The organism is Paraburkholderia fungorum, assembly GCF_902833645.1.
Taxonomy (GTDB): domain Bacteria; phylum Pseudomonadota; class Gammaproteobacteria; order Burkholderiales; family Burkholderiaceae; genus Paraburkholderia; species Paraburkholderia fungorum.
In genome coordinates this window covers 111592-137634 of record NZ_CADFGE010000001.1, presented here as the reverse complement: position 1 = coordinate 137634, position 26043 = coordinate 111592, and the positions used below count along the sequence as shown (strand labels likewise).

The 26043-nt window shown below is 62.7% G+C and carries 29 protein-coding genes; 10 read left to right on the top strand and 19 right to left on the bottom strand.

The features are described 5' to 3' along the window. Both HWX91_RS00615 and HWX91_RS00610 read left to right on the top strand, forming a co-directional pair. The gene (locus HWX91_RS00615) at positions 1-1428 is read left to right on the top strand and encodes a cytochrome c (RefSeq protein ID WP_028196143.1); all 1428 of its coding nucleotides are present in this window, start codon (positions 1-3) and stop codon (positions 1426-1428) included. A gap of 148 nt (positions 1429-1576) precedes the next feature. Then, positions 1577-2314, top strand: a complete 738-nt coding sequence (locus tag HWX91_RS00610) for a metallophosphoesterase (RefSeq protein ID WP_028196144.1) — start codon at positions 1577-1579, stop codon at positions 2312-2314. Positions 2315-2321: 7 nt separating this feature from the next. Here the strand turns inward: HWX91_RS00610 and HWX91_RS00605 are convergent, their stop codons facing one another. Both HWX91_RS00605 and HWX91_RS00600 read right to left on the bottom strand, forming a co-directional pair. Next, on the bottom strand, positions 2322-3023 hold the full coding sequence (locus HWX91_RS00605) for an RES family NAD+ phosphorylase (protein ID WP_028196145.1): 702 nt from the start codon (positions 3021-3023) through the stop codon (positions 2322-2324). Further along, positions 3020-3457, bottom strand: a complete 438-nt coding sequence (locus HWX91_RS00600; protein ID WP_028196146.1) for an MbcA/ParS/Xre antitoxin family protein — start codon at positions 3455-3457, stop codon at positions 3020-3022. Before HWX91_RS00600 ends, HWX91_RS00605 begins: the two co-directional genes overlap by 4 nt. Before the next feature lie 112 nt (positions 3458-3569). Here HWX91_RS00600 and HWX91_RS00595 point away from each other — a divergent pair, with 112 nt between their 5' ends. After that, positions 3570-4187: a hypothetical protein gene (locus HWX91_RS00595; protein WP_028196147.1), complete on the top strand. Its 618-nt coding sequence runs from the start codon at positions 3570-3572 to the stop codon at positions 4185-4187. A gap of 12 nt (positions 4188-4199) precedes the next feature. On the opposite strand, the gene HWX91_RS00590 is transcribed toward HWX91_RS00595, so the two are convergent. The 4 genes from HWX91_RS00590 to HWX91_RS00575 are packed head-to-tail and all read right to left on the bottom strand — an operon-like array spanning position 4200 to position 6712. Then, positions 4200-5123, bottom strand: a complete 924-nt coding sequence (locus HWX91_RS00590) for an HTH-type transcriptional regulator ArgP (protein WP_028196148.1) — start codon at positions 5121-5123, stop codon at positions 4200-4202. A gap of 34 nt (positions 5124-5157) precedes the next feature. After that, complete coding sequence (locus HWX91_RS00585) at positions 5158-5559, bottom strand: DUF2442 domain-containing protein (protein WP_028196149.1); 402 nt, start codon at positions 5557-5559, stop codon at positions 5158-5160. Beyond that, complete coding sequence (locus tag HWX91_RS41270; protein WP_081833033.1) at positions 5556-5804, bottom strand: DUF4160 domain-containing protein; 249 nt, start codon at positions 5802-5804, stop codon at positions 5556-5558. Before HWX91_RS41270 ends, HWX91_RS00585 begins: the two co-directional genes overlap by 4 nt. Before the next feature lie 56 nt (positions 5805-5860). After that, positions 5861-6712 carry a LysR family transcriptional regulator gene (locus HWX91_RS00575; protein ID WP_028196150.1) on the bottom strand — a complete coding sequence of 284 codons (852 nt, stop codon included), beginning with the start codon at positions 6710-6712 and terminating at the stop codon, positions 5861-5863. Between the two features lie 100 nt (positions 6713-6812). Here HWX91_RS00575 and HWX91_RS00570 point away from each other — a divergent pair, with 100 nt between their 5' ends. Both HWX91_RS00570 and HWX91_RS00565 read left to right on the top strand, forming a co-directional pair. Further along, a complete protein-coding gene (locus HWX91_RS00570) occupies positions 6813-7196 on the top strand; it encodes a tautomerase family protein (protein ID WP_028196151.1) in 384 nt (127 codons plus the stop codon). A gap of 111 nt (positions 7197-7307) precedes the next feature. Then, the gene (locus tag HWX91_RS00565) at positions 7308-8144 is read left to right on the top strand and encodes a TOBE domain-containing protein (protein WP_028196152.1); all 837 of its coding nucleotides are present in this window, start codon (positions 7308-7310) and stop codon (positions 8142-8144) included. Positions 8145-8185: 41 nt separating this feature from the next. Here HWX91_RS00565 and HWX91_RS00560 read toward each other — a convergent pair whose 3' ends face one another. From HWX91_RS00560 to HWX91_RS00545, 4 genes are all read right to left on the bottom strand, one after another. Continuing rightward, the gene (locus HWX91_RS00560; protein ID WP_028196153.1) at positions 8186-8887 is read right to left on the bottom strand and encodes a sulfate/molybdate ABC transporter ATP-binding protein; all 702 of its coding nucleotides are present in this window, start codon (positions 8885-8887) and stop codon (positions 8186-8188) included. A 1-nt stretch (position 8888) separates the two neighbouring features. Then, positions 8889-9563: a molybdate ABC transporter permease subunit gene (gene modB / locus HWX91_RS00555; protein ID WP_028196154.1), complete on the bottom strand. Its 675-nt coding sequence runs from the start codon at positions 9561-9563 to the stop codon at positions 8889-8891. 16 nt (positions 9564-9579) lie between these two features. Next, positions 9580-10353 (bottom strand): molybdate ABC transporter substrate-binding protein, encoded by a 774-nt coding sequence (gene modA, locus HWX91_RS00550; protein WP_028196155.1) that lies wholly within the window; start codon positions 10351-10353, stop codon positions 9580-9582. 170 nt (positions 10354-10523) lie between these two features. After that, positions 10524-11225 carry a phosphatase PAP2 family protein gene (locus HWX91_RS00545; protein WP_028196156.1) on the bottom strand — a complete coding sequence of 234 codons (702 nt, stop codon included), beginning with the start codon at positions 11223-11225 and terminating at the stop codon, positions 10524-10526. A 357-nt stretch (positions 11226-11582) separates the two neighbouring features. Here HWX91_RS00545 and HWX91_RS00540 point away from each other — a divergent pair, with 357 nt between their 5' ends. Together HWX91_RS00540 and HWX91_RS00535 are read left to right on the top strand one after the other, a co-directional pair. Next, a complete protein-coding gene (locus HWX91_RS00540) occupies positions 11583-12779 on the top strand; it encodes an extracellular catalytic domain type 1 short-chain-length polyhydroxyalkanoate depolymerase (protein WP_028196157.1) in 1197 nt (398 codons plus the stop codon). 107 nt (positions 12780-12886) lie between these two features. Then, complete coding sequence (locus tag HWX91_RS00535; RefSeq protein WP_081833034.1) at positions 12887-13063, top strand: DUF3563 family protein; 177 nt, start codon at positions 12887-12889, stop codon at positions 13061-13063. A gap of 152 nt (positions 13064-13215) precedes the next feature. Here the strand turns inward: HWX91_RS00535 and HWX91_RS00530 are convergent, their stop codons facing one another. The 6 genes from HWX91_RS00530 to HWX91_RS00505 form a co-directional block, all read right to left on the bottom strand. Further along, positions 13216-14715, bottom strand: a complete 1500-nt coding sequence (locus HWX91_RS00530; protein ID WP_028196158.1) for a cryptochrome/photolyase family protein — start codon at positions 14713-14715, stop codon at positions 13216-13218. Positions 14716-14982: 267 nt separating this feature from the next. Further along, a complete protein-coding gene (locus HWX91_RS00525; RefSeq protein WP_028196159.1) occupies positions 14983-15402 on the bottom strand; it encodes an organic hydroperoxide resistance protein in 420 nt (139 codons plus the stop codon). Positions 15403-15574: 172 nt separating this feature from the next. Continuing rightward, positions 15575-16027 carry a MarR family winged helix-turn-helix transcriptional regulator gene (locus HWX91_RS00520; RefSeq protein WP_028196160.1) on the bottom strand — a complete coding sequence of 151 codons (453 nt, stop codon included), beginning with the start codon at positions 16025-16027 and terminating at the stop codon, positions 15575-15577. 170 nt (positions 16028-16197) lie between these two features. After that, positions 16198-17004: a BPSS1780 family membrane protein gene (locus HWX91_RS00515; RefSeq protein ID WP_028196161.1), complete on the bottom strand. Its 807-nt coding sequence runs from the start codon at positions 17002-17004 to the stop codon at positions 16198-16200. Further along, positions 16995-17990 carry a homoserine kinase gene (locus HWX91_RS00510; RefSeq protein ID WP_028196162.1) on the bottom strand — a complete coding sequence of 332 codons (996 nt, stop codon included), beginning with the start codon at positions 17988-17990 and terminating at the stop codon, positions 16995-16997. Before HWX91_RS00510 ends, HWX91_RS00515 begins: the two co-directional genes overlap by 10 nt. A gap of 159 nt (positions 17991-18149) precedes the next feature. Beyond that, entirely contained in the window at positions 18150-18545 is a 396-nt protein-coding gene (locus HWX91_RS00505; RefSeq protein WP_028196163.1) for a hypothetical protein, read from the bottom strand. Positions 18546-18745: 200 nt separating this feature from the next. On the opposite strand from HWX91_RS00505, the gene HWX91_RS00500 reads away from it, so the two are divergent. Next, positions 18746-20272: an AMP nucleosidase gene (locus tag HWX91_RS00500; RefSeq protein WP_028196164.1), complete on the top strand. Its 1527-nt coding sequence runs from the start codon at positions 18746-18748 to the stop codon at positions 20270-20272. Positions 20273-20333: 61 nt separating this feature from the next. Here the strand turns inward: HWX91_RS00500 and HWX91_RS00495 are convergent, their stop codons facing one another. Together HWX91_RS00495 and HWX91_RS00490 are read right to left on the bottom strand one after the other, a co-directional pair. After that, positions 20334-20864, bottom strand: coding sequence for a chromate transporter (locus HWX91_RS00495; RefSeq protein WP_028196165.1), 531 nt, complete (start codon positions 20862-20864; stop codon positions 20334-20336). Further along, positions 20861-21430 (bottom strand): chromate transporter, encoded by a 570-nt coding sequence (locus HWX91_RS00490; protein ID WP_028196166.1) that lies wholly within the window; start codon positions 21428-21430, stop codon positions 20861-20863. The genes HWX91_RS00495 and HWX91_RS00490 overlap by 4 nt, the downstream gene beginning before the upstream one ends. 97 nt (positions 21431-21527) lie before the next feature. Here HWX91_RS00490 and HWX91_RS00485 point away from each other — a divergent pair, with 97 nt between their 5' ends. Next, a complete protein-coding gene (locus HWX91_RS00485; protein ID WP_028196167.1) occupies positions 21528-22445 on the top strand; it encodes a transcriptional regulator GcvA in 918 nt (305 codons plus the stop codon). Positions 22446-22544: 99 nt separating this feature from the next. On the opposite strand, the gene HWX91_RS00480 is transcribed toward HWX91_RS00485, so the two are convergent. Next, positions 22545-23288, bottom strand: a complete 744-nt coding sequence (locus HWX91_RS00480; protein WP_028196168.1) for an LOG family protein — start codon at positions 23286-23288, stop codon at positions 22545-22547. 1 nt (position 23289) lies between these two features. On the opposite strand from HWX91_RS00480, the gene polA reads away from it, so the two are divergent. Beyond that, entirely contained in the window at positions 23290-26031 is a 2742-nt protein-coding gene (gene polA, locus HWX91_RS00475; RefSeq protein ID WP_028196169.1) for a DNA polymerase I, read from the top strand. Positions 26032-26043 lie beyond the last annotated feature (12 nt).

The following is a 26043-nucleotide window of genomic DNA, read 5'->3' as shown; positions in this document are numbered from 1 at the left end:
ATGATGAAAAACACCTCTCGCGTGCAGCCGGCCGCTCTGCCTGTTCGGAGCATGCGTCGTCGCCGTTTGCGGGTGGCGACGCTGGCGGCCATTTTTGCGCTATTCGCGCTGTACGTTGCGTGGCACGAAGCACGTGGGCCGGGCGAACGGCATAACGATGAACTGCCGATCACGCAGGCTCACGCGGACGATGCCTCGCAACCGTCCAATGCGGCGGGTACGCCGGCGGCGGTGGCCGGCGGCGATCTCGTGAAGCGCGGCGAGTACCTTGCGCGCGTCGGCGATTGCGTCGCGTGTCACACAGCGGACAAATCACGCCCGTTTGCGGGCGGCCTGCCGATCAACACGCCGGTCGGCACGATCGTGACGCCCAACATCACGCCGGATCCGGACACCGGTATCGGCCAATGGAGCGACGCCGATTTTCTGCGCGCGATGCACGAAGGTATCGGCAAGGGCGGCGAGCGGTTGTATCCGGCGTTTCCGTACGTGGAGTACACCAAGGTCACCGATCAGGACGTGATGGCGATTCGCGCGTATCTGAAGACACTGACGCCGATCCATTACGCGCCGCCGGGCAATACCCTGAAATTCCCCTTCAACCAGCGCTGGCTGATGGTGTTCTGGAATCTGTTCAATTTCAACGAAGGCCGCTTTGTTCCCGATCCGAAGCAAAGCGCCGAGTGGAATCGCGGCGCGTATCTGGTCGAGGGACTCGCGCATTGCGAGGAGTGCCATACGCCGCGCAATTTCATGCAGGGCTTGAAGACGAGTTCGCGTTTCTCCGGCGCGGTGCAGGCCGGCTGGCACGCGTACAACATCACACCGGATAAGAACAGCGGCGTGGGCAACTGGAGCGATGACGAACTGGCCACGTATCTGTCGACCGGGGCGGCGCCGGGCCGCGCCAATGCGGCCGGCCCGATGGCCGAAGTCGTGACCGACAGCACGCAATACCTGACGCAAGAGGACGTCGGCTCAATCGTCAAGTATCTGCGTTCGCTGCCGCCGATCAGCGGCGGAGAATCCCGTCCGCGCGACCAGTGGGGCAATCCCGCCGCCGACGACGTCACCACGTTGCGCGGCACCACGGTCAATGCGGTGAACGGCGCGCAGCTGTTCATCGCCAATTGCGCGACGTGCCATAACTGGACGGGTCAGGGCATCGGCGCAAGCGCGCCGGGGGCGTACCCCTCGTTGATTCACAACTCGGCGGTCGGCGCGAGCGACGCCAACAATCTGGCGATGGTGATTCTGCACGGCGTGACTCGTACGACGAAACAGGCCGATGTGCTGATGCCCGCCTTCGGCACCGAGCTCACCGACGATCAGGTGGCGGCGATCACCAACTACGTGACCAAACAGTTCGGCAATCCGCAGTCCACGGTGACGGTGGATCAGGTGGCCAGGTTGCGCACTCAGCAATAACGACTGCGTCAATGGCGCGTTTCCCGGTAAGTTATGCCGGCGGCGCGCCATTTTTGCGTAGTTTCTACGTGATCCCGGTGCTTTGGCACGCCAGGAAAAGATAGGGAGCGCGCATACGCATTTGTGCATGCCGATCTATCATGAACGCATGGCTTCCGTACCCGTCAATCCCGTCCAGCATCATTTGACCAATTCAAGCGGCCGCGACTTTGTCGTAGGCGATTTGCATGGCTGCGTCGATGCATTGCGCTATCTGCTGCGCGACATCGCGTTCGACCCGGCGCGCGACCGGCTGTTTTCGGTCGGCGACCTGGTGGACCGCGGCGAACATTCCGAGCAGGCGCTGGCCCTGCTCGACAAGCCCTGGTTTTACGCGGTGCTCGGCAATCACGAAGACACCTTGTGCGCGGTCGTCGATGGACGCATGCGGCGGCAGTGGTGGTATGGAATCGGCGGGACGTGGGCCGCGAATGTCCCCGACGAACGCTTGCAGCAGTACGCCGAACGTCTCCGGACGCTGCCGCTCGTGCGGGTAGTGGGCAGCGGTAAGGAGCGCTTCAATATTCTGCATGCCGAATTCTTCGGCACGGACGCTGAACTCGACGCCGGGAATTATTCCGACGAAACGCGCCAGCAATTGCTGTGGGGGCGCGATCTGGCCGTGGGCAATGGCGATCCGCAGCGCCAGCGTGGCCTTTCGCTGACCTATTGCGGTCATACGCCCGTACGCGATATCCAGCAGATCGGCTCGCAGGTGTTTATCGACACAGGCGCATTCGGGCCCGGCGGCAAGCTGACGATTGTCGAGCCGCTGGCGTTACGGCGCTGGTCGATCTCGGTCGAGGCGGCGCGGGAGAGTGGCGCGGCGGCGTTGGCCCTGCCCTGATGGCCGCTCAACCCACCTGATTGAGCTCGAACACGATATCGACGGTGGTGCCGTTCCAGTTGTATTCCAGATACGCCGCGTGATGGCAGTCGCGCAGCAGCGTGGTTCTGAACGCGGCGAGGCATTCGCCTTCGTCATCCCGCACCGACGGATACACAATGCCCGGCGCGCCGGCCTCGCGTACGGCGCGGCCTAGCGATTGCCCGGCGACGTAATCGTCGGGCGACAGCACCGCCGGATCGAGCGACGCGTCGCCGCGGATATCGACCACATTGCCTTGCGCCACCACGGTATAGAGGCGCATCTGCTGGCGCATGGGCGGCTCCGCGGTTGCCTCCAGAAACTTCCCTGTGTGATAGCGCGTCTCGGCGATTGCCGTGGCCCGTGAGCGGGCACAGTAGAACACGCCATACGTGCCGTCCGAGAAGCGGCTGCCGAGTGGATTCAGGTGCGTCAGCGCGGCCATGATCGGGCCGTATCCAGGGCCGAAACGGCGCTCTTCGCGGGGCACGAGATCGAGTTCGCCGACTTCGGTGCGCAAGCGGTCGTTGGTCATTGCTTCGAGCGCATAGAGCGCGTCGAAGTCTTCGGGCGAGGCGACCCGATCGAACAGATTGACGGCCGGAAAGCGCGTGGGAATCACGCGATACGCGGGCGACCAGTCGAGCGGCGCGCTGCGCCAGCGGTCCTGCCAAAGCGGTTTTGTCACGCCCAGCCGCCTCGCATTGCGTCGAGATACTGGCGCACGGCCACGAGATCGCTGATGTTGCCGGCCAGCATGCGGTCGAGCGCGCGGCGGCCGCCGAATGGCGGCGCGCTATTGGGGCGCTTGACCCAGGTGTCGGCGGCGCCGGGTTGCGGCAGCAGGATTTGTAGCGACTTATAGATGCCTAGCAGCAGCGACAGGCGTTCCAGCGTGTCGCGCCCCAAGCGTGCCGTTTGCGGGGCGGATTTCCATTTGAAATAGGTGGAGCGGCCCGGCGAGCCTAGCAATACGATCTGCTCTTCGGCGCTCAAATCCCAGTCTCGCGCGATATTGAAGAACGCGCGCAAGCCTGCCGCCGACATTTCGGTAAGCGTGGGTTCCGAAGCAGGCCGACGAATCGGCAGTTCGGGTTGCGTGGCGCGGGCAGCGTGAGCCATGACTGAGTGAGTCCTTATCTGTACTTGTGATTGATATTAGTCTAAAAATGGATTTTTGCAAGAGAATATAATCCCGGCTCGTTATGAGGCCGAAGATCAGGAGAAGCAGGAGATGTGGGTTCGTGCAGTAGCAACAGCAGTTGCAGTGTGGTGTGTGTCGGGTGCGGCAATGGCCGCTGGTTATGCGGAAGTGTGGAACCCGCCCGAGGCGACCGGGCACGCGGCGAAGCACGCAAAGAAAGCGGCAGGTGCCACCAAGGTCAAGCCGGTCGCCGGCGCAAAGACGGGTTTGACGCACGCGGCGAGCGCTCAGCATGGCGCGCAACGGGCTGCGTCGGCGTCGAAGAGCGGCGTGCATGGCGACGTAAAGAAGGTCGCCAGCAAGAATGTTGGCCACGGCGGCGCGCTCAAGGGCGCGGGCAAGCCTAAGTCGAAAACAGCCGTGATCGCGCAGGGTAAAAAGCCGCACGCAAAAATCGCTCAGGCGAAACCGGGGAAACCGGGCCAAGGCAGGGTCATGCGCGCCAACCTGATTCAAGGCCATGCAGCACCTACTCACGCGGTCAAGGTGACGGCGAAAACCGGTGCTTCGACCTCAATGAGCGCGCCGGCCAAGGCCGTAAACGGAGCGCCGGGCCCCGCTGCCGCGAACGTCACCGCAAGTCCCGCAGGCTCAAACACTAATCCCGCGACCGCCAGCAGCGGTTCGTTGCCACCGATCCTTCACTAACTATTCACCGGTTCAGGCGGCGCGTTTGCGTTTGGTCTTTGCCCCCGGCGGCCCAAGCGCGGCGCGGCCGAGTTCGACGATGCGCGCCGAGAGCGTTTCGAGCCGTGGCGACTGGACCTTCCAGGCATGCCAGTACAACTCGACGTCGGTGGGTTGCTTCGGCGCGAGATCGACCAGTTCGCCGCGTTCCACCGCGTCGCCGAATTCCAGTTCGGGCACCATGCCGTACGCCAGGCCACGCTGGATTGCCATGTAGCGCGGCACCGGTGCGGGCACGTAATGGCACGGATAAGCCTCCGGCGGCAGACCGAAGCGTGTCTCGAGAAAGCGCGCCTGCAACGCGTCCTTGCGTGAGGACAGGATGACCGGCGCGCGCCGCGCGCTTTCACGCGTCAGGCCATTCGGAAACCAGCGCTCGACGAACGCAGGCGACGCCACCAGCCGGTAGCGCATCGCGCCGAGCCGTTCCGCGAAACAACCGCGCATGGGAGCCGGTTCGGTCGTAATGCAGCCGATCGCGAGACCGGAGGCGAGCAGCGCGTAGGTGTGATCCTGATCGTCGACGGTCAGATCCAGCAGGACGTTTTCCCGCAGAAGGATCTCGGCGAGCGCGGGGAAAAACCACGTGGAGAGCGTATCCGCGTTGACGGCCGCGGCGACGTTCAGCAGCGCTTCATTGGCGCCTGCCAGATCGCTGGCAAAGTCGTCTTCGAGCAGGGCGGCGCGACGCAAATACTGCAATAGGCGCTGGCCCATCTGCGTTGCGCGGCACGGGCGGGTGCGCACGATCAGCGGACTGCCGAGGCGTGTTTCGAGCGCCCGCACACGCTGCGATACCGCCGACGACGTGATGTTCAGGCGCGCGGCGGCCTGCTCGAAACTGCCGGTTTCGATGACCGCGCGCACCGCGGTGGTTTGTCGGGGGTCGAGGTCCACTAAGTGCCTTTGCGGTGATAAGCGGTGATAACCCTCATGCGGCCTTTCGCGGCCGGCCGCCTTTCTTCCCGTTCTCGCGCGCAGCCGCCGATTTCGCCTCGGATTTCACGCTGCCGCCAGTACGGCCAATATCGCGCATCCATGCTTTTGAGCCGAACACACCGTCGATCAGACCATGCACCGACACGACCACATCAAGCGCCGGAAAAACGAGCGCCGAGCCGAGACCGAAAATCTCGATCGAGCGCAAATCGACAGCCGACGCATTGTGCAGCCCCTCAATATAGGCGACGGGCACTAACAGCGAAATGTCGTTGGTCAGCGTGATTTCGAGCCGTTTCGTGCGCGGTTTATAACATGCGCTGCGCGCGGCCGGACGCCTGGCGGTTTCGGCGCCGCGCTCCCGCGCAAGCCGCCATTCTTCGCTGCGATTCATGAGTGGATTCCTTTCCATGCGGAGCACAGGAACGGCACCATTTCGGTAATGCGTTTTGCCAGCCGGCGCGCTTCGCGTTCTGAATACCTTCGGGCCTCGCGGATGGAAACCGGGCCGTTGGGACAATTCAAGATAAAGATAATCTCACCATCCGGACCTAGAACATGAACATGAACATGAGGCGGGGCGTGATCGTGAGGGTAGATAACCACGATCAGCCCGTCGATCCGGGCAATGATGGGCATGGCAACGATTATATACCGTAGCCGCTTGGGTTTTTATGAAAGCGCGTCTGAATGCCTCAACCGCTGGCCAGGCCGTTCGTCACCAACCGCAACGTCTCCATCGACCGCTTGTCCCGCACCCGCGAATGCAGCGTCACGCGCGATTCCGGCAACTGCGGCAGCCCTAGCCGCAGACCCACATCGACCAGGCCTCGCGGCGCGACTCTACGCGCCAGCGGCGACACGGCGAGGCCGGCCGAGAGCGCGGCGCCGACCGCCGCCACGCCGCCGCCGACGAACACTTCCTGCCACGCCAGCCCCGCCTTGTTCAGCGCGTGCAGCGCGACTTCGCGCACGTTGCATGGCGGACTCAGCAGCGCTAACGCCAACGGCTCGCCAGTACGCGGCAGCCATTCCGGCGTGGCGAGCCAGCCAAGCGGCTCGCTGAACAGCACCTGCGCGTCGTCACGCGGAGGCTCGTCGGCGCCATAGCGAACGATCACCGCGTCGAGGCGGCGCTCGTCGAATTGCGCGACTAGCGCCGCCGACGTGCCCAGATGCAACTCGACCACCAGACCCGGATCGTGCGCGTTGAGCCGCGCCAGCAACTGCGGCAAATTCGGTCCCGCGACATGCTCGCTCAGCCCCAGCGTGAGCCGCCGGCGCTCGACCGACAAGGAACCGAGCGCCCGCTCATGCGCGCTCAGCAGATCGCGAGCCGCGACAAGGAACGCGTTGCCATCCGCGGAGAGACGCACCACGCGCGGCGTGCGCGCGAGCAACTGCTTGCCGAGGTGGGCCTCCAGCCGCTTGAGCTTCAGGCTGACGGCCGATTGCGTGGTGTCGAGCGCATCGGCGGCCCGTGTGAAGCTATGCAGGTCGGCGACCAGCACGAAGGCACGCACCGCATCGAGATCGAGGACTTTCATTTCAATTGAATATAGATGAAATAGCCAGTGATGTCTGTTTATTATGAATGAGCGCGCCTAAGCTGTGTTTACCCCATCACAGCAAGCAAGGAGTTTCACCATGCCGCTCACACGAATCGCATTGCGCGCCGGCAAGCCGGCGCAATACCGGAAGGCGCTGACGGACAGCATTCAGCGTTCGCTCGTGGACACCTTCAATGTGCCGAAAGACGACATCTTCATGCTGATCACCGAGCACGACGCCGGCAATTTTGTCTACGACAAGCAGTATCTGAACGTCGAACGCAGCGACGATCTTGTGATCATTCAGATCACGTTGAACAACACGCGTACGCTCGAACAAAAGAAGGCGCTGTACCAACGCATGGCGGATGAACTGGCGGAGTCGCCGGGGCTGCGGCGAGAGGATGTGTTCATCAATCTCGTCGAAGTGCTGAAGGAAAACTGGTCGTTCGGAAATGGGATTGCGCAGTACGCGCTTTGAGTGAGCGGCGGGCGCGGCAGGCGGCGTGACGAACCTGATGCGCTGCCGCCGGAGAGTACCGCGTCGCTATAATGGTTCGCTGTCCTTTCCTCGCACAACGAACCCGCCGCCATGACATCCCACCGCATCGATCCGCCTCACGAATCCCTTGAACTCGGTGGCTCCATCTGGTTTCAGGCGGGCGCGCAAACGCTCGGCGGCGCGGCGCGAATCGCGCTGCTTGCGGCGATCGGCGAGACCGGTTCAATCACCAGCGCGGCGAAAGCCATCGGCATGAGCTACAAAGGCGCGTGGGATGCCATCGACACGATGAACAACCTCGCTGGCGAGCCACTCGTCGTGCGCTCCACCGGCGGTAAGGGCGGTGGCGGTACGACGCTCACGCCGCGCGCGGTGAAACTGATCGACACGTTTCGCGCGGTCGAGCGGGAGCATCGGCGGTTTCTTGAACGAGCGGGTGCGGCCATTGAGGGGTTTGCGACCGAGTGGGATCTGATCGGCCGCATCGGCGTCAGAACGAGCGCGCGTAATCAGCTCTATGGAACGGTATCGGCGATCACGCGCGGCTCGGTCAACGACGAAGTGTCGCTGGCGCTGCCGGGCGGCCACACGATTGTGGCCGTGCTCACGCATGAAAGTACCGAGACGCTGGGGCTTGTTACGGGCGCGCCGGCGTTCGCGTTGATCAAGGCATCGTGGGTCGTGCTGCTGGTGGAGAACGACAACGGCGCGCCGCTGCAACTGTCCGCGCGCAATCAGTTGCGCGGCACTGTGCAGAGCGTGAAGCGCGGGGCGATCAACGCGGAGGTGTCGTTGGTGCTGGACGGCGGCACGGTGATTACCGCGGTCGTCACGAACGAAAGCGTCGACACGCTCAAGCTTGTGGAAGGCGGCATCGCGGTTGCGGCATTCAAGGCGTCGAGTGTGATTCTGGGCGTGAAAGACTGAGTGAGCCAGGGCGCAGGGCGCGGAAAGGGCGCGCCCTGTGCTCAAGACTCACTGCGTACGTAGCCCGCGAACGTCTGATTCTCGCGCACGCAGCCATCGCTGACCTGTACGACCTGATCGCCGAAGGCGGCGACGTCGTCGGGATCGTGCGTGATCAACACCATCGGGATATCGAGCCGCGTTTGCAGGTCCGACAACTCGCTGCGCATGCGCTGACGCAGCGCGCTATCGAGCGCGGAAAACGGCTCGTCGAGCAGCAGCAACTGAGGCTGCGCGACCAGTGCCCGCGCTAGTGCTACGCGCTGCTTCTGTCCTCCCGAAAGCTGCGCAGGATAATTGCCGGCCACGCTTTTCAATTCGAGCGCTTCGAGCCAGTAATCCACTTGTGGATGCGAGAATCGCGCGCGCGGATTGAGCCAACTCTGCTGCAAGCCGAAGCCGATGTTTTGCCGCACATTCAGATGCGGAAATAGCGCGTAGTCCTGAAACAGATAGGCGATCTTGCGTGCCTTCGGTTTCTGATCGACGCCGCGCGCGCTGTCGAATAGCGCGTTGCCATGCAGTGTGATCGACCCTTCGTCGGGACGCAGCAAGCCGGCGATAGCCTGTAGCGTCAGGCTCTTTCCGGCGCCGGACGGCCCGAACAGCACGACCCGCTGCGTCGTCGTCCTGAACGCGACATCGAGCGTGAAACGGCGCTCGGCGCTCTGGAAGGTCTTGCGGATGTCGACAGCAAGCGGCATATCAGCGGGACGTCAAAAGCGTGTGCTGCGGCACCAGACGGCCCGCGAGCAACAGGATCACGACACACGTCACCGAAGTCACGAGCACGAGGAAATTGGCGGTGCTGTCGTCGCCGGCCTGCACGGCTGAATAGACCGCCACCGAAAGTGTCTGCGTGCGCCCCGGCAAGTTGCCCGCGATCATCAGCGTCGCGCCGAATTCGCCGAGCGCCCGCGCAAACGCCAGCAATCCGCCGGCGAGAATGCCGCGCGCGGCGAGCGGCAGCGTCACACGAAAAAAGATCGCCGTCTCGCTGATGCCGAGTGTGCGCGCGGCCCGTTCGAGCTGCGGATCGACCGCCTCGAAAGCGGCGCGGGCCGATTTCAGCACGAGCGGAAACGCCACCACTGTCGATGCGATGACCGCACCCTGCCACGTGAACACCAACTGGATATCGAAACGGTCGAGCCACCCGCCGATCACGCCGCGCCGGCCGAGCACGACGAGCAGGTAGTAACCGAGCACGGTGGGCGGCATCACGAGCGGCAGCATGAGCAACGAGTCGATCACGTCGCGCGCACCTGAGCGCCAGCGCGACAAACCGAAACCGGCCGCGACGCCGAACACCAGATTGAGCGCGGTGGCCCAGGCCGCCACTTTCAGGGACAGCAGGAGCGGAATCCAGGCCTGTTGCATGAGCGCGGTACCTGAGTTAGTGCGCGGGCTTGAAGCCGTACTTCGCGAGCACGGCCTGGCCGGCCGGCGAGAGCACGAAGTTCATGAAGGCCTGCGCGTCGGCAGCATGACGGCTGCCTTCGACCTGCGCGATCGGATAGGTGATCGGCGTTTGCGTCGGCACGTTCAGCGCGACCTTGACCTTGTCCGGCATGACCGCGGCGTCGGTACTGAACACGAAGCCGGCGTCGACTTCGCCACGCGACACGTAATCCAGGCTCTGGCGTACGTTCGATGCCAGCACGGCCTTCGCGCTGACTGCGTCCCACACGCCCGCGGCCTGCAGCGCGCCTTGCGTATAACGGCCAACCGGCACCGAAGCCGGATCGCCATAAGCCACCCGCTTCACATTTGCCGACGTCAGCTCGTTCAGGGAGGCAGGCGCGAAATGGCTATCGGTCGGCACGATCAGGACCAGCGAATTGGCGGCGAAATCCTTGCGCGTGGCCGGAACGATCACTTTTTCCGCCGCGGCTTTGTCCATCGCTTTCTGGTCGGCGGAGGCGAACACGTCGGCCGGTGCGCCCTTGACGATTTGCTGCATCAGGACGTCGGACGCGCCGACGTTCAGCAGGACCTTGGTGCCGGGATGCTGCTGTTCGAACACCTCGCTCACTGCTTTGAACGCGTTGGTCAGGCTCGCGGCGGCCGAGACCACCAGTTCGTCGGCGCGTGCGTTGGCGCTGACGGCAACGGAGACGGCGCTGGCGATGAACAGCGCATGTTTCACAAGGCGGCGGGACAATGTCATGAAGGTCTGGATGTCCGGCCCAGGCCGGAGCGATGGGTTAAAACGCTATCGTAATATACGTAAGGTTATAGCGGTACCCATGACGATTATTCAATTGCGCGCATGAAGTGGCAGCGCGGGTCGGTGAGCGTGGGCTTCAATTACCGGTCGGGCACCCGGCCGGATGTGCTTCAGACGTCGGACGAGTGCGGCAGCGTGAGCGTGTTGAGGGTTTGCGACAGCGGCGCCGCGCCCGGGCGTGCGTCGCGCAAGGACCGCCATTTGGCGCGGATGAACGGCCGGTCGTGACCCGACACCTTCAGCGCGATGTGCGTGACCCAGCGCTGCGTCGGCACGTGCACGCCGTGCATCAGTACCGCGAGGACCATCAGAGACGCGGTGACGGGCCACGCCGACAACCGGCCCGGCTCGAGATTCCACGCCATGCGCACAAAGACCAGCGCCGCCAGTGCGCCGACCAGGCAGCCGGTGACTGCTTCAGACGGCGAATGGGCGCTCAGCACGACGCGCGACAAGCCGACCGCGACGCCCGCGGCCAGGCCGAACACGACGCCAAGCAGGCGCATGGCGGGCCGCGCCGGCAGCAGCATCAGGAACAGCGCGACCGGATAGACGGCGGTAGACAGCATGGCATGACCGCTGACGCCGGTGAAATCCAGTTCGCGTATGCCGACACCCCAGCCGAGAAAGGCCAGCTTGGTCACCGTCACAACGCCGATGGCCGCGCCAAGCAGCAGCGACCAGCCGACAGCCATGCGCCACGTGTAGCCGATTGCCAGCCAAAGCGCGATGGCGAACGCGAGCGGCAGCGTCATGCCGGCGCTGCCGAGGCTGGTGATCGAGTACCACAGGTGGACAGGTAAATCGGGCATGGCAAAAGAGCGACCAAGGCCGCGTAGAATCGGTTGGTAATGGATTTAACGCGCGAACGGCGCAAATCGCCGACGCCGCGAAGGCGTGTTCCGAAATTAATTACCAGCCAGTATAGACGGGTGCTTCGGAGCAGGCTTGCCGCGCGCCAGGCTTTTTGTCACGGGACGTTGGCTGGCGAACAAGGCTTGCAGAGGTTTGACGATGTTGCGGCTGCAAGGTTCGCCGCGCGGAAAAATCGGTGTTCGGCAGTGGTTCTGACCGCCAGCATCGCATGAGGATTGGTGTTATTGTGCATTGCACAACAAAGCGTCGTTCTATCGAACGGCACCTGTCCCTTTTTGCGAGGTTACCCGCCGATGGCAAAAAGTCTATCGAAAATCTGGCTGCGCGGTCTCAAGCGGCTGCTCGCTATTCAAACCGAGCACGCCCACGCAACGACCAAGCGCGCTACCGCACGGCCGACCCGCGCCGCCACCAGCAAACCATCAGCTAAGGTTCGTCCTGCCAAGCCGGTGGCCGCGCTGCGTGCATCCGCGAAACGCGAAGCGCCGCGCGCCGCGCCGCGGGAGTCGCGGGTTCGCCCGCGTGCTTCGGCATGGGCGAGCGGCGCGTGGACGCGCTCGTTTCATTCGGCGCCCGCCGCGCCTGGGCGGCTCGTCAACCATCTTCAGTACGGTTTGTATATCCCGTCCGGCCATGCGCACGACTCCATGCCGCTGGTCGTGATGCTGCACGGCTGCACCCAGTCGATCGACGAATTCGCGGAAGGCACGCGGATGAATGTACTGGCGGACCGCTACGGCTTTGCGGTGGTTTATCCGGAACAGTCGAAGCACGTGCATGCGCATCGCTGCTGGCATTGGTACGACGCCGGCGATAGCGCGGGCGGCGCCGAGGCGCGTGCGGTCGTCTCGCTGGTGGATGCGCTGGTTGCCCAGCATGGCTTCGACAGCGAGCGCGTGTATGTTGCCGGCATCTCTGCGGGCGCCGGCCTGGCAGCGCTTCTGGCCGTCAACTATCCGGAGCATTTCGCTGCGGTCGCACTGCATTCCGGCCCCGCTTTCGGGGAGGCACGCTCGGGTATTACGGCGATGGACGTGATGCGGCGCGGCGCCCGCCGTGAGCCGGCCGAACTCGTCGACGAACTCGTCAACGTCGCTGAGTATCCCGGCATGCCGGCCATCATTCTCCACGGCGACACCGACCATGTAGTCGCACCAGTCAATGCGGAGCAGTTGGCGGTGCAATTTCTTCGCCTGAACCGGATCGTCGACGAGAAAGGCGCGCGCAAAGCCGGCGAAGTCAAGGAAGAGCGCAAAGGGGGCGTGGTGATGCGCGACTATCTGCGCGGCGGTCGGCGTGTGGTACGGCTGTGCCGTGTGCAAGGGCTCGCGCACGCGTGGAGCGGTGGCGACGACGCCGTACCGTTCCATTCCGCCAAAGGTCCGGACGCGAGCGCCATGGTGTGGGAATTCTTCAGGCATCAGCGGCGCACAGGGACTGGCCGTATCGCTGAAAGCACCGCCACGGAAGCTTCGGCCGACGCACGGTGAGGTTTGAGCAACACCTCGAAATGAGTATTAGCGCGTTCCTAGGGTTTTCCCTATAATAGGGGTTATCCCTTAGGCGTTAACGCCTAAATTCATTGTCGAGGTTGACCATGTATCTGCTTAGCCGCCTGTTTCTGTTTCTGACCAAATCGCCCGATCAACTCGCGAAAGAACGCGCTGACGCCTTCCTCGCAGAAGCAACCGATCTGTACGATCTGGAATTCCGTATGCGCAAGCTGGACCGTGAGGCGACCACCCGTCATCCGTCGTGGATGAGCCAGCACTAAGCTGCGCGGGTTTGAGCATCGGCGTGTAGTGAAGAACGCCGGTGTTTGGGGTCAGGCGCCCCAACTGTCGAGTCGTTATAAGCACGGCGACAGCAAAAACGCCTCGCTCAGTCTCCTCCAGACATTTTCGAGCTAACCACGTTAGTGGGCACTTACTTGCCGAAACGGGCAAGTGTGCGTTGTCGTGCCTCGGCATGATCGACGATCGGCGCCGGATAATCCTTGCCCAATACCACGCCGAACTCCGCTAGCCGTTCCGCACCTGCCAGCCATGGCGCGTGAATCCATTTGGCTGGGAGTTTCGCAAGCTGCGGTAAGTAGCGCTTGATGAAGCGGCCATCCGCATCGAATTTTTCGGACTGCGTGATCGGGTTGAAAATCCGGAAATACGGTTGCGCATCGCATCCCGTCGATGCCGCCCATTGCCAGCCCCCGTTATTCGCCGCGAGATCGAAGTCGTTCAATTGTTCGGCGAAATAGCGCTCGCCGAGCCGCCAGTCGATGCCCAAATCCTTTACCAGAAAGCTCGCCGTCACCATTCGCAGGCGGTTGTGCATGTACCCCGTGCGGTTGAGCTGCAGCATGGCGGCGTCGACTAACGGATAGCCGGTATGGCCGTCGCACCATGCGGCAAATGCTTCGTCCGCTGCCCGTCCTTGCTCCCAGCGCAGCCGCTCGTATTCTTCCTTGAACGACGCGCCGGCTGCCAGCTTTGGATGATGCGCGAGGATCATGAAGTAAAAATCCCGCCAGATCAGCTCCGAAAGCCATGTGGCTGAGCCTTGCCCGTCGGGCTGCAGTGAGCTTTCGTGCGCGAACCGTGCGAGCGTGCGGATCGAGACCGTACCGAAACGCAGGTGCATCGACAGATAGCTTGGTCCTTTGACGGCGGGAAAGTCGCGCCGGTCCTGATAGCTGTCGATGCGGGTCATGAAGTCGTCGAGCAGACGTTGCGCGCCGCTCATCCCGGTGGGCAAGCTGAGTTCCGCGAGATTGCTCGGTGCGAAGCCGAGTTGATCGAGCGTCGGTAACGCGCGGTCCAGCCCCGGCGGTAGGGTGGCCAGATGGTTCGCGTAGCTTTCTACCGGATACGGCTTCAAATCGAAGGCCGTCAGTTGCTTGAGCCATGCGTTCTTGTACGGTGTGAACACCGTGAACGGTCTGCTCTGGCCCGTTAGCACCTCCTCACGCTCAAAAATCACCTGATCCTTGAACGTCAGCCATTGCCGTCCAGCCTCGGCGAGCCGCCCCCGCACCGTTTCATCGCGCTCGATTGCGACTGGTTCGTAATCGTGATTCGCGAATACCGCGTCGACCTCGAGTTCGTCTGCAAGCCTGGGTACGAGATCGGCCGGATCGCCGTACAGCACGACGAGGCCGCCGCCCTTGGCGCGCAGCGCGTCGTCCAGTTCGCCCAATGCAGCAAGGATGAGCTCGATGCGGCGGTCCTGCGCTTGCGCGCCCGGATTTCGGGTTTGCCACGCGTCGATCAGCGGTTGCAGAATTGTCGTGTCGAATACGAACACGCACCACACGCGCTCGCAATGCTTGAGCGCGTAGTAGAGCGCGGCGTTGTCCGTGTTGCGCAGGTCACGGCGAAACCAGACCAAACCGGTATCGAAGGTATTGCTTAGGCGTCGGACGCGTGTCATCGGAATTGTGGACAGGGTGAATGGCTGGGGATCGAGCATCGGCCTGCGCAATGACAAATTGCCAGGCGGCGATATGACGGATCCGGACAATTATCCATAGGATCGGCGATGGTAAGTGATTGCCAACTCCCTTAACGCACTTTGCGTGCCGCATCCATGAACGGCGCAGCGCCCGGCCCCGTTTTACTGGGTGCGGGCGCTGTCCAACGTCGCGCGGTTTTGCCGCGCACGGTCAATTATTCATCAACGAGCCGTTCAGGCCACGGCTTACGCGAGCTGCAGGCGCACCGCGACGTTGTTGCGCGTAGCGTTCGAGTACGGGCAGACCTGATGCGCTGCGTCGGCCAGTTCCTTGGCCGCATCAGGAGCAAGGCCCGGCAACGAGACGCGCAGATCGATGTCGAGCGCGAAACCGCCTTTGTCGTTCGGGCCGATTCCCACTTCTGCCGTAACTTGCGTGTCAGCCGGCAAAGCCTGCTTGCGCTGGCCGGCAACGAATTTCATCGCGCTCAGGAAACATGCCGAATAGCCGGCTGCAAAGAGTTGTTCCGGGTTGGTGCCCGCGGCGCCCGTACCGCCCAGTTCACGCGGTGCCGCCAGTTTCACGTCCAGCGCGTTGTCCGACGACACTGCACGGCCATCACGTCCACCGGTGCTCGTTGCGCTTGCCTTGTACAGGATGTTCATGGTGCTGCTCCTCAATCTGGGTTGTCAGGGTCTGCTTGCTTGCCGCTGTGTGCTTGCCAGCCGTTCTGGCGGAGTGCTATCGAAGCGGCATGTGATAAAGATAGTACACAAATCATTTGTGTGCAAATGAATTTTTGCATCGTAGCGATAGCATGCTTTTCCGGCAGGCTGGCTAGTGGTCCATGTAATCGTTGAGCGTAGCGCGCAAACGTGTCAGATCGTCGCGCAGGCGGAGCAGGAATTCCGGTGATTGCTGGGTCGCGCAGAATATTTCCGCCGGCACTTCGCGTGCCTGACGCTTCAGTGCGGTGCCCGCTTTGGTGAGCCGGATATAGACGAGCCGCTCATCCTCGACGCCGCGTACCCGTTCCAGGTAGCCCTGCGCTTCGAGCCGCTTGAGCAGCGGTGTGACCGTTGCCGAGTCGAGATTCAATCGCGCGGCGAGGTCCTTGACCGTAACGTCGTCGGCTTCCCAAAGCGCCAGCATTGCCAGATATTGCGGATAGGTGAGGCTGAGCTTGTCGAGCAGCGGCTTGTACGCCTTCGTCATCGCAAGCGAGGTTGAATAGAGGGCGAAGCAGAGTTGCTCGTCTAGTGTGAAGGGCAAAGCAGGGCGCTGGGTCATGTTGCATCTCGCGTGAAAAGAGCGTGCAAATCGATTGCGCGCAAACTATTGTGCCGCAAATTGACGCAACTTGACGAGTAGGGCGGGGATTCACGGGAGCGGCGCGCCGCGCCCTTTAGGACCGGAGGGCGAGAGTGGGCGTCAGAAAACGCCCGCCCCTCGAAAGACAATCAAGCCGCGGGAGTGGTCGGCAGGTCTGGTGCTTCGGGCGTTTGCACACCGAAGCAGCCGCGATAGGTCGCGTAGAACGAGCAGTACAGCATGGTTATGACGATCATCGTGGCGGGCATCAGGATCGCGAACGCGAAGTCGCCTGCGCCTAGTGCCTGCATCAACGCGGTCAGGCCGAACGAGACCGTGGTTGCTACGGCGAACCATAGTGCGCCGAACACAATGAACGCACCACGATTGCGCCAGCAACTGACGACGCTGAAGAACATCGCCTTGACGGGGGGTACGTCGTGCCACGCGGTAAGAATCGGTGAGAACCAGAAAATCATTGCTACGGGTACGTAGAACGCGAACGCAGTGAGCACCGCCAGCGGGATATTGCTGTTGGCGACCACGTCCTGATCCACCGTCGCCATGCCGAGCATGACCTTCAGCAGCATGCCGCCGTCGGCAAGCGCCGAGCCGGCCAGCACCAGCGCCATTGCGACGACGTACAGCACGCCCAGCAGCAGCAGGCGCTTGGCGACCCCCGGGCCATACGAGTGAAAACCGTCCACCAGAATGGTCGGGAACACCGGCTTGCCCGCGATGGTGTTGCGGCACGCCGCCATGAAGCCAACCGCCACGCCCGGAATGAAGACCAGTGGCAACACGCCGCCGATCACCGGAATCTGCGCGGCCAGCGTCATGACCAGCAGATAGGTGAAGAACAGCGTCAGAAACGCGAGCGGGTTCTTGCGGAACAGCCAGATACCCTGCCGGAACCAGACGTAGCCGGTTTTCGCGGGGACTTCGATCAGTTGCATGAGCTATGAATGCCTGGAAGAGCAGCGCCGGTCAGGCGTTCGCGCAGGATGCGCTCGAAATGGCCGGGGTCGTGCGGTTTGAGCATCTCGGCCGCGCGCGGCAAATGAAAATCATACAGGCGCGAGACCCAGAAGCGGTAGGCGCCCGCGCGCAGCATATCGCCCCAATGGCGGTTTTCTTCGACGGTGAACGGGCGCACGGTTTGGTACGCGCGCAGCAGGGCCTCGGTGCGCGCCTCATCGAGCTTGCCGGTGGCGAGGTCGACGCACCAGTCGTTGACGGTGACCGCGACGTCGAACAGCCACTTGTCGCAGCCGGCGAAATAGAAGTCGAAGAAGCCGCCTAGGCGCACCTCGTGGCCGCTTTCCGGCGCTGCATGCGCGAACAGCGCGTTATCGCGGAACAGGTCGGCGTGGCAGGGACCTTCGGGCAAGCGGGCGTAATCCGCTGACGCGAAGAACGCCTCCTGATGCGCCAGTTCGGACGACAGCAAGTCGCGCTGCGCGCCCTCGAGGAACGGCAGGATGGTCGGCACGGTTTCCTGCCACCACGGCAGGCTGCGCAGATTCGGCTGATAGCGCGCGTAATCGCGTCCCGCCAGGTGCATGCGTGCGAGCATTTGCCCGACTTCGACGCAGTGTTCGACTTGCGGCGCCATCTCCGGCGCGCCTTCGAGTTTGGTCACGATGGCTGCGGGCTTGCCATGCAATGTGCCGAACAGCGCGCCATCTTCGCGCGGCATGGGGTCCGGCACCGGCACGCGGTGCGCGGCCAGGTGGCGCATCAGATCGAGATAGAACGGCAGTTGTCCGGCCGTCAGCTTCTCGAAAATGGTGAGGACGTATTCGCCGCGCGTCGTCGTCAGAAAGAAATTGCTGTTCTCAATACCGGACGGGATGCCGCGAAACTCGACGACTTCGCCGAGATCGTAGTGACGCATCCATTCTGCTAGTTGGGGTTCGGTGACAGCGGTGAAGACAGCCATGCGGGAAACGTCGAGTCAGGTTAGTCGGGCTGGCGCGATGCGGCCAGTGCGAGGTGTGAGGTGCTGAAAATCGGCAAGCAGGCTGAAAGCCCGGGGCGACGCCCGCGGGCCGCACAGATCCAAGGGGCGGCTTACGCCGGCCGCCCACCCGGGCAACGATCAATAAGTCAGGTTCACCGACGGCAAACGCGTGCTGGCGCGGCCGTTGTCGCGCACGGTAGGCGACGAGTCGAGCGGCGCGCTCATCTGGTAGCGCGTGCCGAGATTCGAGTGCACGTTGATTTCGACGGGTTTGCCCTTGTCGCGATACTCGGTGATTTCGGTGCCGTTAGCGCTGCGTTCGTAGAAGCTCGGCGTGCGCGGGACGTTGATTTCGACCTTCGAGCTGACCTCGGCGGCCGGACGATTGATCTTCGCCAGGTCAGGCAGGCCGGCCCGTTCATTGGCGGACTGGGGCGTACCGGGAGGCGGCGTGTCATCGACAGGCTGGGCAGCCATCGCGGCGTTGCCAAAGGCGAGGGCCAGTGCAACGGCGACGGGAAGGAACGGCTTCATGGTGATTCTCCGATATGGTGCCCCGATTCTAGCAAATCCAGCCTTGCTCCCGGGCGCGATCACCTTATTTTGCGCCGCTTTCGCGCGGCGTGCGCGCAATCTTGCGATCACCGCCGTGGCATTTGTGGTAGGCGCCGCGAGGTCATTTGGCGATCACGGGTTCCGTGGTAATGTCGTCTCATCAATCGAGGTGAATGAAGATGAACAACGATACCAATCAACGCGCGGTGCAGACTCCCGCCAACAGCTTCCCAACCGAATCCTTTGACGACGCGACCGAGGCCGTCACGCGCCTGTCGGCGATCTACGAAGCGAACACCTCGTTCCTGCGCGACGCCTTCGCGCGCTATCGCCGCAACGAACTGTTCGAACGCCGCGTGCGGGCCTGCTACCCGTACGTCAGGGTACGCACCGAAGTCAACACGCATATAGACTCGCGCCGATCATACGGGTTCGTCGCGGGTCCGGGCGTGTTCGAGACGACCGTTACCCGGCCCGATCTGTTCGGCAATTACTATCGCGAGCAATTGCGCCTGCTGGCGAAGAATCACCACGTGAAGATCGAAGTCGGCGTGTCCGAACAGCCGATTCCGATTCACTTTGCGTTTTCCGAAGGCATCCATCTCGAGGGCGATCTGGATCGGGAACGCCTGTTCCTGATGCGCGACGTGTTCGATACACCGGACCTCGCGCTGCTCGACGACCGTATTGTCAATGGCACGTATGAACCGCTGCCGGGCGAGCCGCATCCGCTCGCGCTGTTCACGGCGGCGCGGGTGGATTTCTCGCTGCATCGGCTGAAGCATTACACGGCGACCTCGCCCACGCATTTCCAGAATTACGTGCTGTACACGAACTACCAGTTCTATATCGACGAGTTCGTCAAACTCGGCCGCACGATGATGGCGCATACCGACGAAGAGGAATTGCGTGCCTATCGCAGTGAATACACGTCATTCGTCGAACCGGGCGACGTGATTACGTACAACGAGAATCTCGGCGAGCAGGCGCAGGAAGGCACGGCGCCGCCGCGGCTGCCGCAGATGCCCGCGTATCACCTGAAGCGGGCCGATGGCAGCGGCATCACGATGGTCAATATCGGCGTCGGGCCGTCGAACGCGAAGACGATCACCGACCACATCGCCGTGCTGCGTCCGCATGCGTGGATCATGCTCGGTCATTGCGCGGGTCTGCGCAATACGCAGCGCTTGGGCGACTACGTGCTGGCGCACGGCTATGTGCGCGAAGACCACGTGCTCGACGACGATTTGCCGCTGTGGGTGCCGATTCCCGCGCTGGCCGAAGTGCAGGTGGCGTTGGAACGCGCGGTCGCGCAGGTTACGCAACTGGATGGCGTCGAATTGAAGCGTGTGATGCGCACGGGCACGGTGGCGAGCGTGGACAACCGCAACTGGGAGCTACGCGATCATCGTGAACCGGTGCAGCGGCTGTCGCAAAGCCGCGCGGTCGCGCTCGATATGGAAAGCGCGACGATCGCCGCGAATGGGTTTCGCTTCCGCGTGCCTTACGGCACCTTGCTATGCGTGTCGGACAAGCCTTTGCATGGCGAATTGAAACTGCCGGGCATGGCGGATCAGTTCTATCGCGCGCAGGTCGATCAGCATCTGCAAATTGGCGTGAAGGCGATGGAGTTGTTGCGGATGAATGGGCTGCATCGTTTGCATAGCCGGAAGTTGCGCAGCTTTGCGGAAGTGGCGTTTCAGTAAGCGTCGGTAAGGGATGAGGAAGCCGGGACGAGCATCTGCTTGCTCGCCCTGGCCTCGAGACTTAGAACTGCCCAAACCCCGTCAGCCCAATCAAACTCCCAGCCGCCAGCAGCCACAGCGGATGAATCCGCGTCTTCAGCGCTAGCACAGCGGTAAACGCGCAGATTGCCCACGCAATCGCCGTCGGGTTCGACGCTTCGGCGATCAGCGCGGCGCTCGCCGCGACGATGCCGGCAGTCACCGGCACCAGGCCCGCTTGCGCATAACGTCGCCACGGACGGTCCTTGAACCGATCCCACGCGTGCAGCGCGAGGATCGTGACGAGCGACGATGGTCCGAACTTCGCCACTGAAGTCACCAGCATCCCCGCCCAACCCGCCACGTGCCAGCCGATCAGCGTGACGATCATCAGGTTCGGCCCCGGCGCGGCTTGCGCGAGCGCGAACAGCGCGCTGAACTCGCTGGCCGGCATCCAGTGATGCACATCCACGACCTGACGCTGCATCTCCGGAAGAATCGTATTGCCGCCACCGAACGCCAGCAAAGAAAGCTGGCTGAAAATAATGGCAAGAGAAATCAGCGTGTCGTTCATCGTGCGGCCCTCGATGCGATGTAGATGCTAAGCGGCGTGAGCACCAGCATCGTGGGCAGAAGCGGCAGACGCATGATGGCAATCGCGATAAAACCGAGCGCCGCGATAAGCGCGGCCATGGGTTTGTCCCGCAACGGCAGCAGGATCTTCACGGCCATCGAGATCAGCAGGCCGGACGCGGCCGCCGCGAGGCCGGCGAACAGATGGCGAACGTGCGGGTCGTTTTGCGTGTGTTCGTACAGCACGCCAAGGCCGATTACCACCAGCGAAGGCCCCGCGATCAAGCCGAGCAAACCCGCCAGCGCCCCTGGCACACCGCGAAAGCGCATCCCGATCGCCACTGAAAGATTGATGACGTTGCCGCCCGGCAAGAATTGGCATAAACCGAGCAGATCGGTGAATTCCGCGCCGCTCAGCCAGCGCCGTTGCTCGACCAGGGCGCGCCGCGCCAGCGGCAGCGCACCGCCAAACGAGATCAGCCCGAGGCCGAGAAAGCCGCCAAAAATCTCCCGCAATGTGGGCGTGGGCGCGAGATCCATCTCGGCCGAGGTGAGTTCATGATCCATTTCGCTACGCTTCCAGTTCAAGCTCAGGAGGTTAGCGCCGAACCAGTTCTGGGCAAAACGATTTTTGAGCGCGCCTTTGTGATCTAGAATCACAAGCATGGCCCGCAATCTCCCTCCTTTTCCGGCGCTCCGCGCGTTCGAAGCCGCGGCGCGGCATGAAAGCTTCACCGCCGCGGCGAACGAATTGCATGTGACGCACGGTGCAATCAGCCGGCAGGTTGCTGCTTTCGAAACCTGGCTCGGCGTGCAGGTGTTCCATCGCCGCGGCAAACGCGTGCGTCTGACCGACGACGGTCGCCGCTATCTGGCCACCGTCCAGGCCGCGTTCGACAGCATCGCACTTGCTACCGACCAACTGCGCGATACGGGCGTCGTTCACGTCTTAAGGGTGAATGCGTTGCCGACGTTCGCAATGAAATGGCTGCTGCCACGACTCCATCAGTTCCAGCGCAAGGTGCCGAATGTGGAGCTGCGCTTGTCGACTTCAAACGCCCCGGTCGAAACCCTGGATAGCTTCGACGTCGCGGTGCGGCGCGGTCCGGCGCATTGGGCGAACAGCGTAAGCGGCCATTTCCTGGGGGAGAGCGAGATTCCGGTGTGCAGCCCCGCGCTCCTGCAACGCTCGCCGATCAGCGTAGCCGACGATCTTGCGAGGCACGTGCTGCTGCACTCGGACACGCGGCCCGATGCATGGGGCATCTGGTTATCGGCAGCAGGCGTTACGGCGAAATGCAGGAAGAAGCAGTCGTTCGATCACTTCTATCTGGCTTTGCAGGCCGCGGTGGATGGCCTCGGCGTGGCGCTCGGTCCATTGCCTTTGCTGGCGGATGAACTGGCATCGGGACGGCTTGTCGTGCCGTTGGCCGGCCCGCGTATCGATGCACGCGGCTATTGGTGGGTGGCGAGGCGGGAAGTCGCGCAGGCGCCGCTCGTGGCGCAGTTCTGCGAATGGCTGCAAGCGCAGGGGGATCAGACCGATGTGGCGGAAGCGAGCGACCTGGAGGCCGCCCGCTAGGACCTGCGCGTGCTGTCCGATGCACGTTGAGCGGCCCGCGACTGGTCCGCGCGCGCATTTGCTGCACCTACTTCGCGCACGGAGCGCGAAGATCCGGCATCACAGATAGAACATCCGGTCTTCATCCGACTTGGCCGGATGCGGTTCGGCTTCTTCGCGGTCTTCGTAGAACTTCAGCACCGCTTCGAGCACCTGATCCGGGTCGTCGATCACCTGCATCAAGTCCATGTCCGCCGGATTGATCAGGCCCATCGGCGTAAGCGAGTTCTTGAACCACGCGAGAAGGCCTTCCCAGAACTCGCCGCCCACCAGAATAATCGGCACGTGGCGCGACTTCTTGGTTTGAATCAGCGTGAGCACTTCGGCGAGTTCGTCCAGCGTGCCGAAGCCGCCCGGCATGACGATCACCGCGTCCGAGTTCTTCACGAACGTGACCTTGCGCGTGAAGAAATGGCGGAAGCGCAGCGAAATGTCCTGCCACTGGTTGCCCGATTGCTCGTGCGGCAGTTCGATGTTCAGGCCGACTGAAGGAGCCTTGCCGGCATGAGCGCCCTTGTTGGCCGCCTCCATAATGCCGGGGCCGCCGCCCGAGATGACCGCAAAGCCGGCGTCCGACAGTTTGCGCGCAATTTGCGTGGCGAGTTTGTAATAGGGCGAGTTCGGTTTCAGGCGCGCTGAACCGTAGATGCTGACAGCCGGACGAATCTCCGAGAGGTACTCGGTCGCCTCGATAAACTCTGCCATAATCGTGAACATCTGCCACGATGCGCGGGCCTTCTTAGCCGTAGCGCGCTCTTGATCTGCGAGTGATCGCAGACTCGGAATCACTTTTCTCTTAGTCATAATGCCTGAAGAACGAAGCCTTGAAGGTAAGACCCTGCTATTGGTCGACGGTTCGAGTTATCTGTACCGGGCCTACCATGCGATGCCTGATCTGCGCGGACCCGAAGGTGGTCCGACGGGGGCGCTCTATGGAATGATCAACATGCTGCGGCGCATGCGCAAGGAAGTCACCGCAGAGTATAGCGCGTGCGTGTTCGACGCCAAGGGCAAAACGTTCCGCGACGACTGGTATGCCGACTATAAGGCGAACCGCCCGTCGATGCCGGAAGACCTCGCTCGCCAGATCGAGCCGATTCACGTCGCCGTGCGCGCGCTCGGCTGGCCGCTGCTGATGATCGAGGGCGTCGAAGCGGATGACGTGATCGGCACGCTCAGCACCGAGGCCGAGAAGCGCGGTATGAATGTGATCGTGTCGACTGGGGACAAGGATCTGGCGCAGCTCGTGTCGGATCATGTCACCCTCATCAATACGATGACGAACGAGAAGCTCGACCGCGAAGGCGTGATCGCCAAATTCGGCGTGCCGCCGGAACGCATCATCGACTACCTGTCGTTGATCGGCGATACCGTCGACAACGTGCCGGGCGTCGAGAAATGTGGCCCGAAAACGGCCATCAAATGGCTCACGCAGTACGAGACACTCGACGGCATCGTCGCACATGCGGACGAAATCAAAGGTGCGGTAGGAGACAATCTGCGACGTGCGCTCGATTTTCTGCCGATGGCGAAGAAACTCGTCACCGTCGAACGCCAATGCGATCTGACCGGCCACATCGTGTCGATCGAAGAGAGCCTGCAAAGCCGGCCGGAATCGCGTGAGGAACTGCGCGACGTGTTCACGCGCAATGGTTTCAAGACCTGGCTGCGCGAAGTGGAAATCGCCGATGCTGTGGAAGGTCCGGAGACCGACGTGCCGCCGGCGCTCACCGTGGATCACGAACGCCACTACGACACCGTGCAGAGCTGGGAGCAGTTCGACGCGTGGCTCGAGAAAATCAACGCCGCCGAATTGACGGCGTTCGATACCGAAACCACCTCGCTCGATCCGATGACCGCGCAAATCGTGGGCTTGTCGTTGTCGGTCGAACCTGGCCGCGCGGCTTACGTGCCGCTCGCGCACCGTGGCCCGGACGCGCCCGTGCAATTGCCGCGCGACGAAGTGCTGGCGAAGCTCAAGCCGTGGCTGGAAAGCGCCGAGCACAAGAAAGTCGGCCAGCACATGAAGTACGACGAGCAGGTGCTGGCGAACTACGGCATCGAAATGCGCGGCGTCGAACACGACACGCTGCTGGAGTCGTACGTGCTCGAATCGCACCGCACACACGACATGGACAGCCTCGCGCTGCGCCATCTAGGTATCAAGACGATCAAGTACGAAGAGGTCGCGGGTAAAGGCGCGTCGCAAATCGGCTTCGACGAAGTTGCGTTGGACAAGGCCGCCGAATACGCGGCGGAAGACGCCGATATCACCTTGCGTCTGCATCAGGCCTTGTATCCGCAGGTGGCCGCGGAGAAAACGCTCGACTACGTGTATCGCGATATCGAAGTCCCCACCTCGCGTGTCCTGCGCAAGATGGAGCGCACCGGTGTGCTGATCGACGCGGAAAAACTGCGGGCGCAAAGCAGCGAAATCGCCACGCGTCTGATTCAACTGGAAAGCGAAGCGTACGAGCTGGCCGGCGGCGAATTCAACCTGGGCTCACCCAAGCAGATCGGCCAGATCTTCTTCGAGAAGCTCGAATTGCCGGTGGTCAAGAAGACCCCGAGCGGCGCGCCGTCCACCGACGAAGAAGTGCTGCAAAAGCTCGCTGAAGACTATCCGCTGCCGAAGATCCTGCTCGAACACCGCGGCTTGTCGAAACTGAAATCGACCTACACCGACAAACTGCCGCGCATGGTCAACGCCACCACCGGCCGCGTGCATACGAACTATGCGCAGGCAGTGGCGGTCACCGGCCGGCTGGCGTCGAACGATCCGAACCTGCAGAACATCCCCGTGCGCACCGCCGAAGGCCGCCGCATTCGCGAGGCGTTCATTGCACCGCCGGGCCACAAGCTCGTCTCCGCCGACTATTCGCAGATCGAATTGCGCATCATGGCGCACATTTCCGGCGACGAATCGTTGCTGCGGGCGTTCTCGCAGGGCGAAGACATTCACCGCGCCACCGCGGCGGAAATTTTCAGCGTGACGCCGCTCGAAGTGTCGAGCGATCAGCGGCGTGTCGCGAAGGTCATCAACTTCGGCCTGATCTACGGCATGAGCGCGTTCGGTCTTGCCGCGAACCTCGGCATTACGCGTGACGCGGCCAAGCTGTACATCGACCGCTACTTCGCGCGTTATCCGGGCGTCGCGCGGTATATGGACGAAACCCGTCTGAGCGCGAAGTCCAAGGGCTACGTGGAGACGGCTTTCGGCCGCCGCCTGTGGCTTCCGGAGATCAACGGCGGTAATGGTCCGCGCCGTCAGGCCGCGGAGCGTGCGGCTATTAACGCGCCGATGCAGGGCACCGCCGCCGATCTGATCAAGCTCTCGATGATCGCGGTGCAGAACTGGATCGAAGAGTCCAAGGTCGGTACGCGCATGATCATGCAGGTGCACGACGAACTGATTCTCGAAGTGCCGGACGCGGAATTGTCCGATGTACGTAAGCGTTTGCCGGAACTGATGTGCGGCGTCGCCGCGCTGAAAGTGCCGCTGGTCGCCGAAGTGGGCGCCGGTCTGAACTGGGAGGAAGCGCATTGACGTGCATGTGAC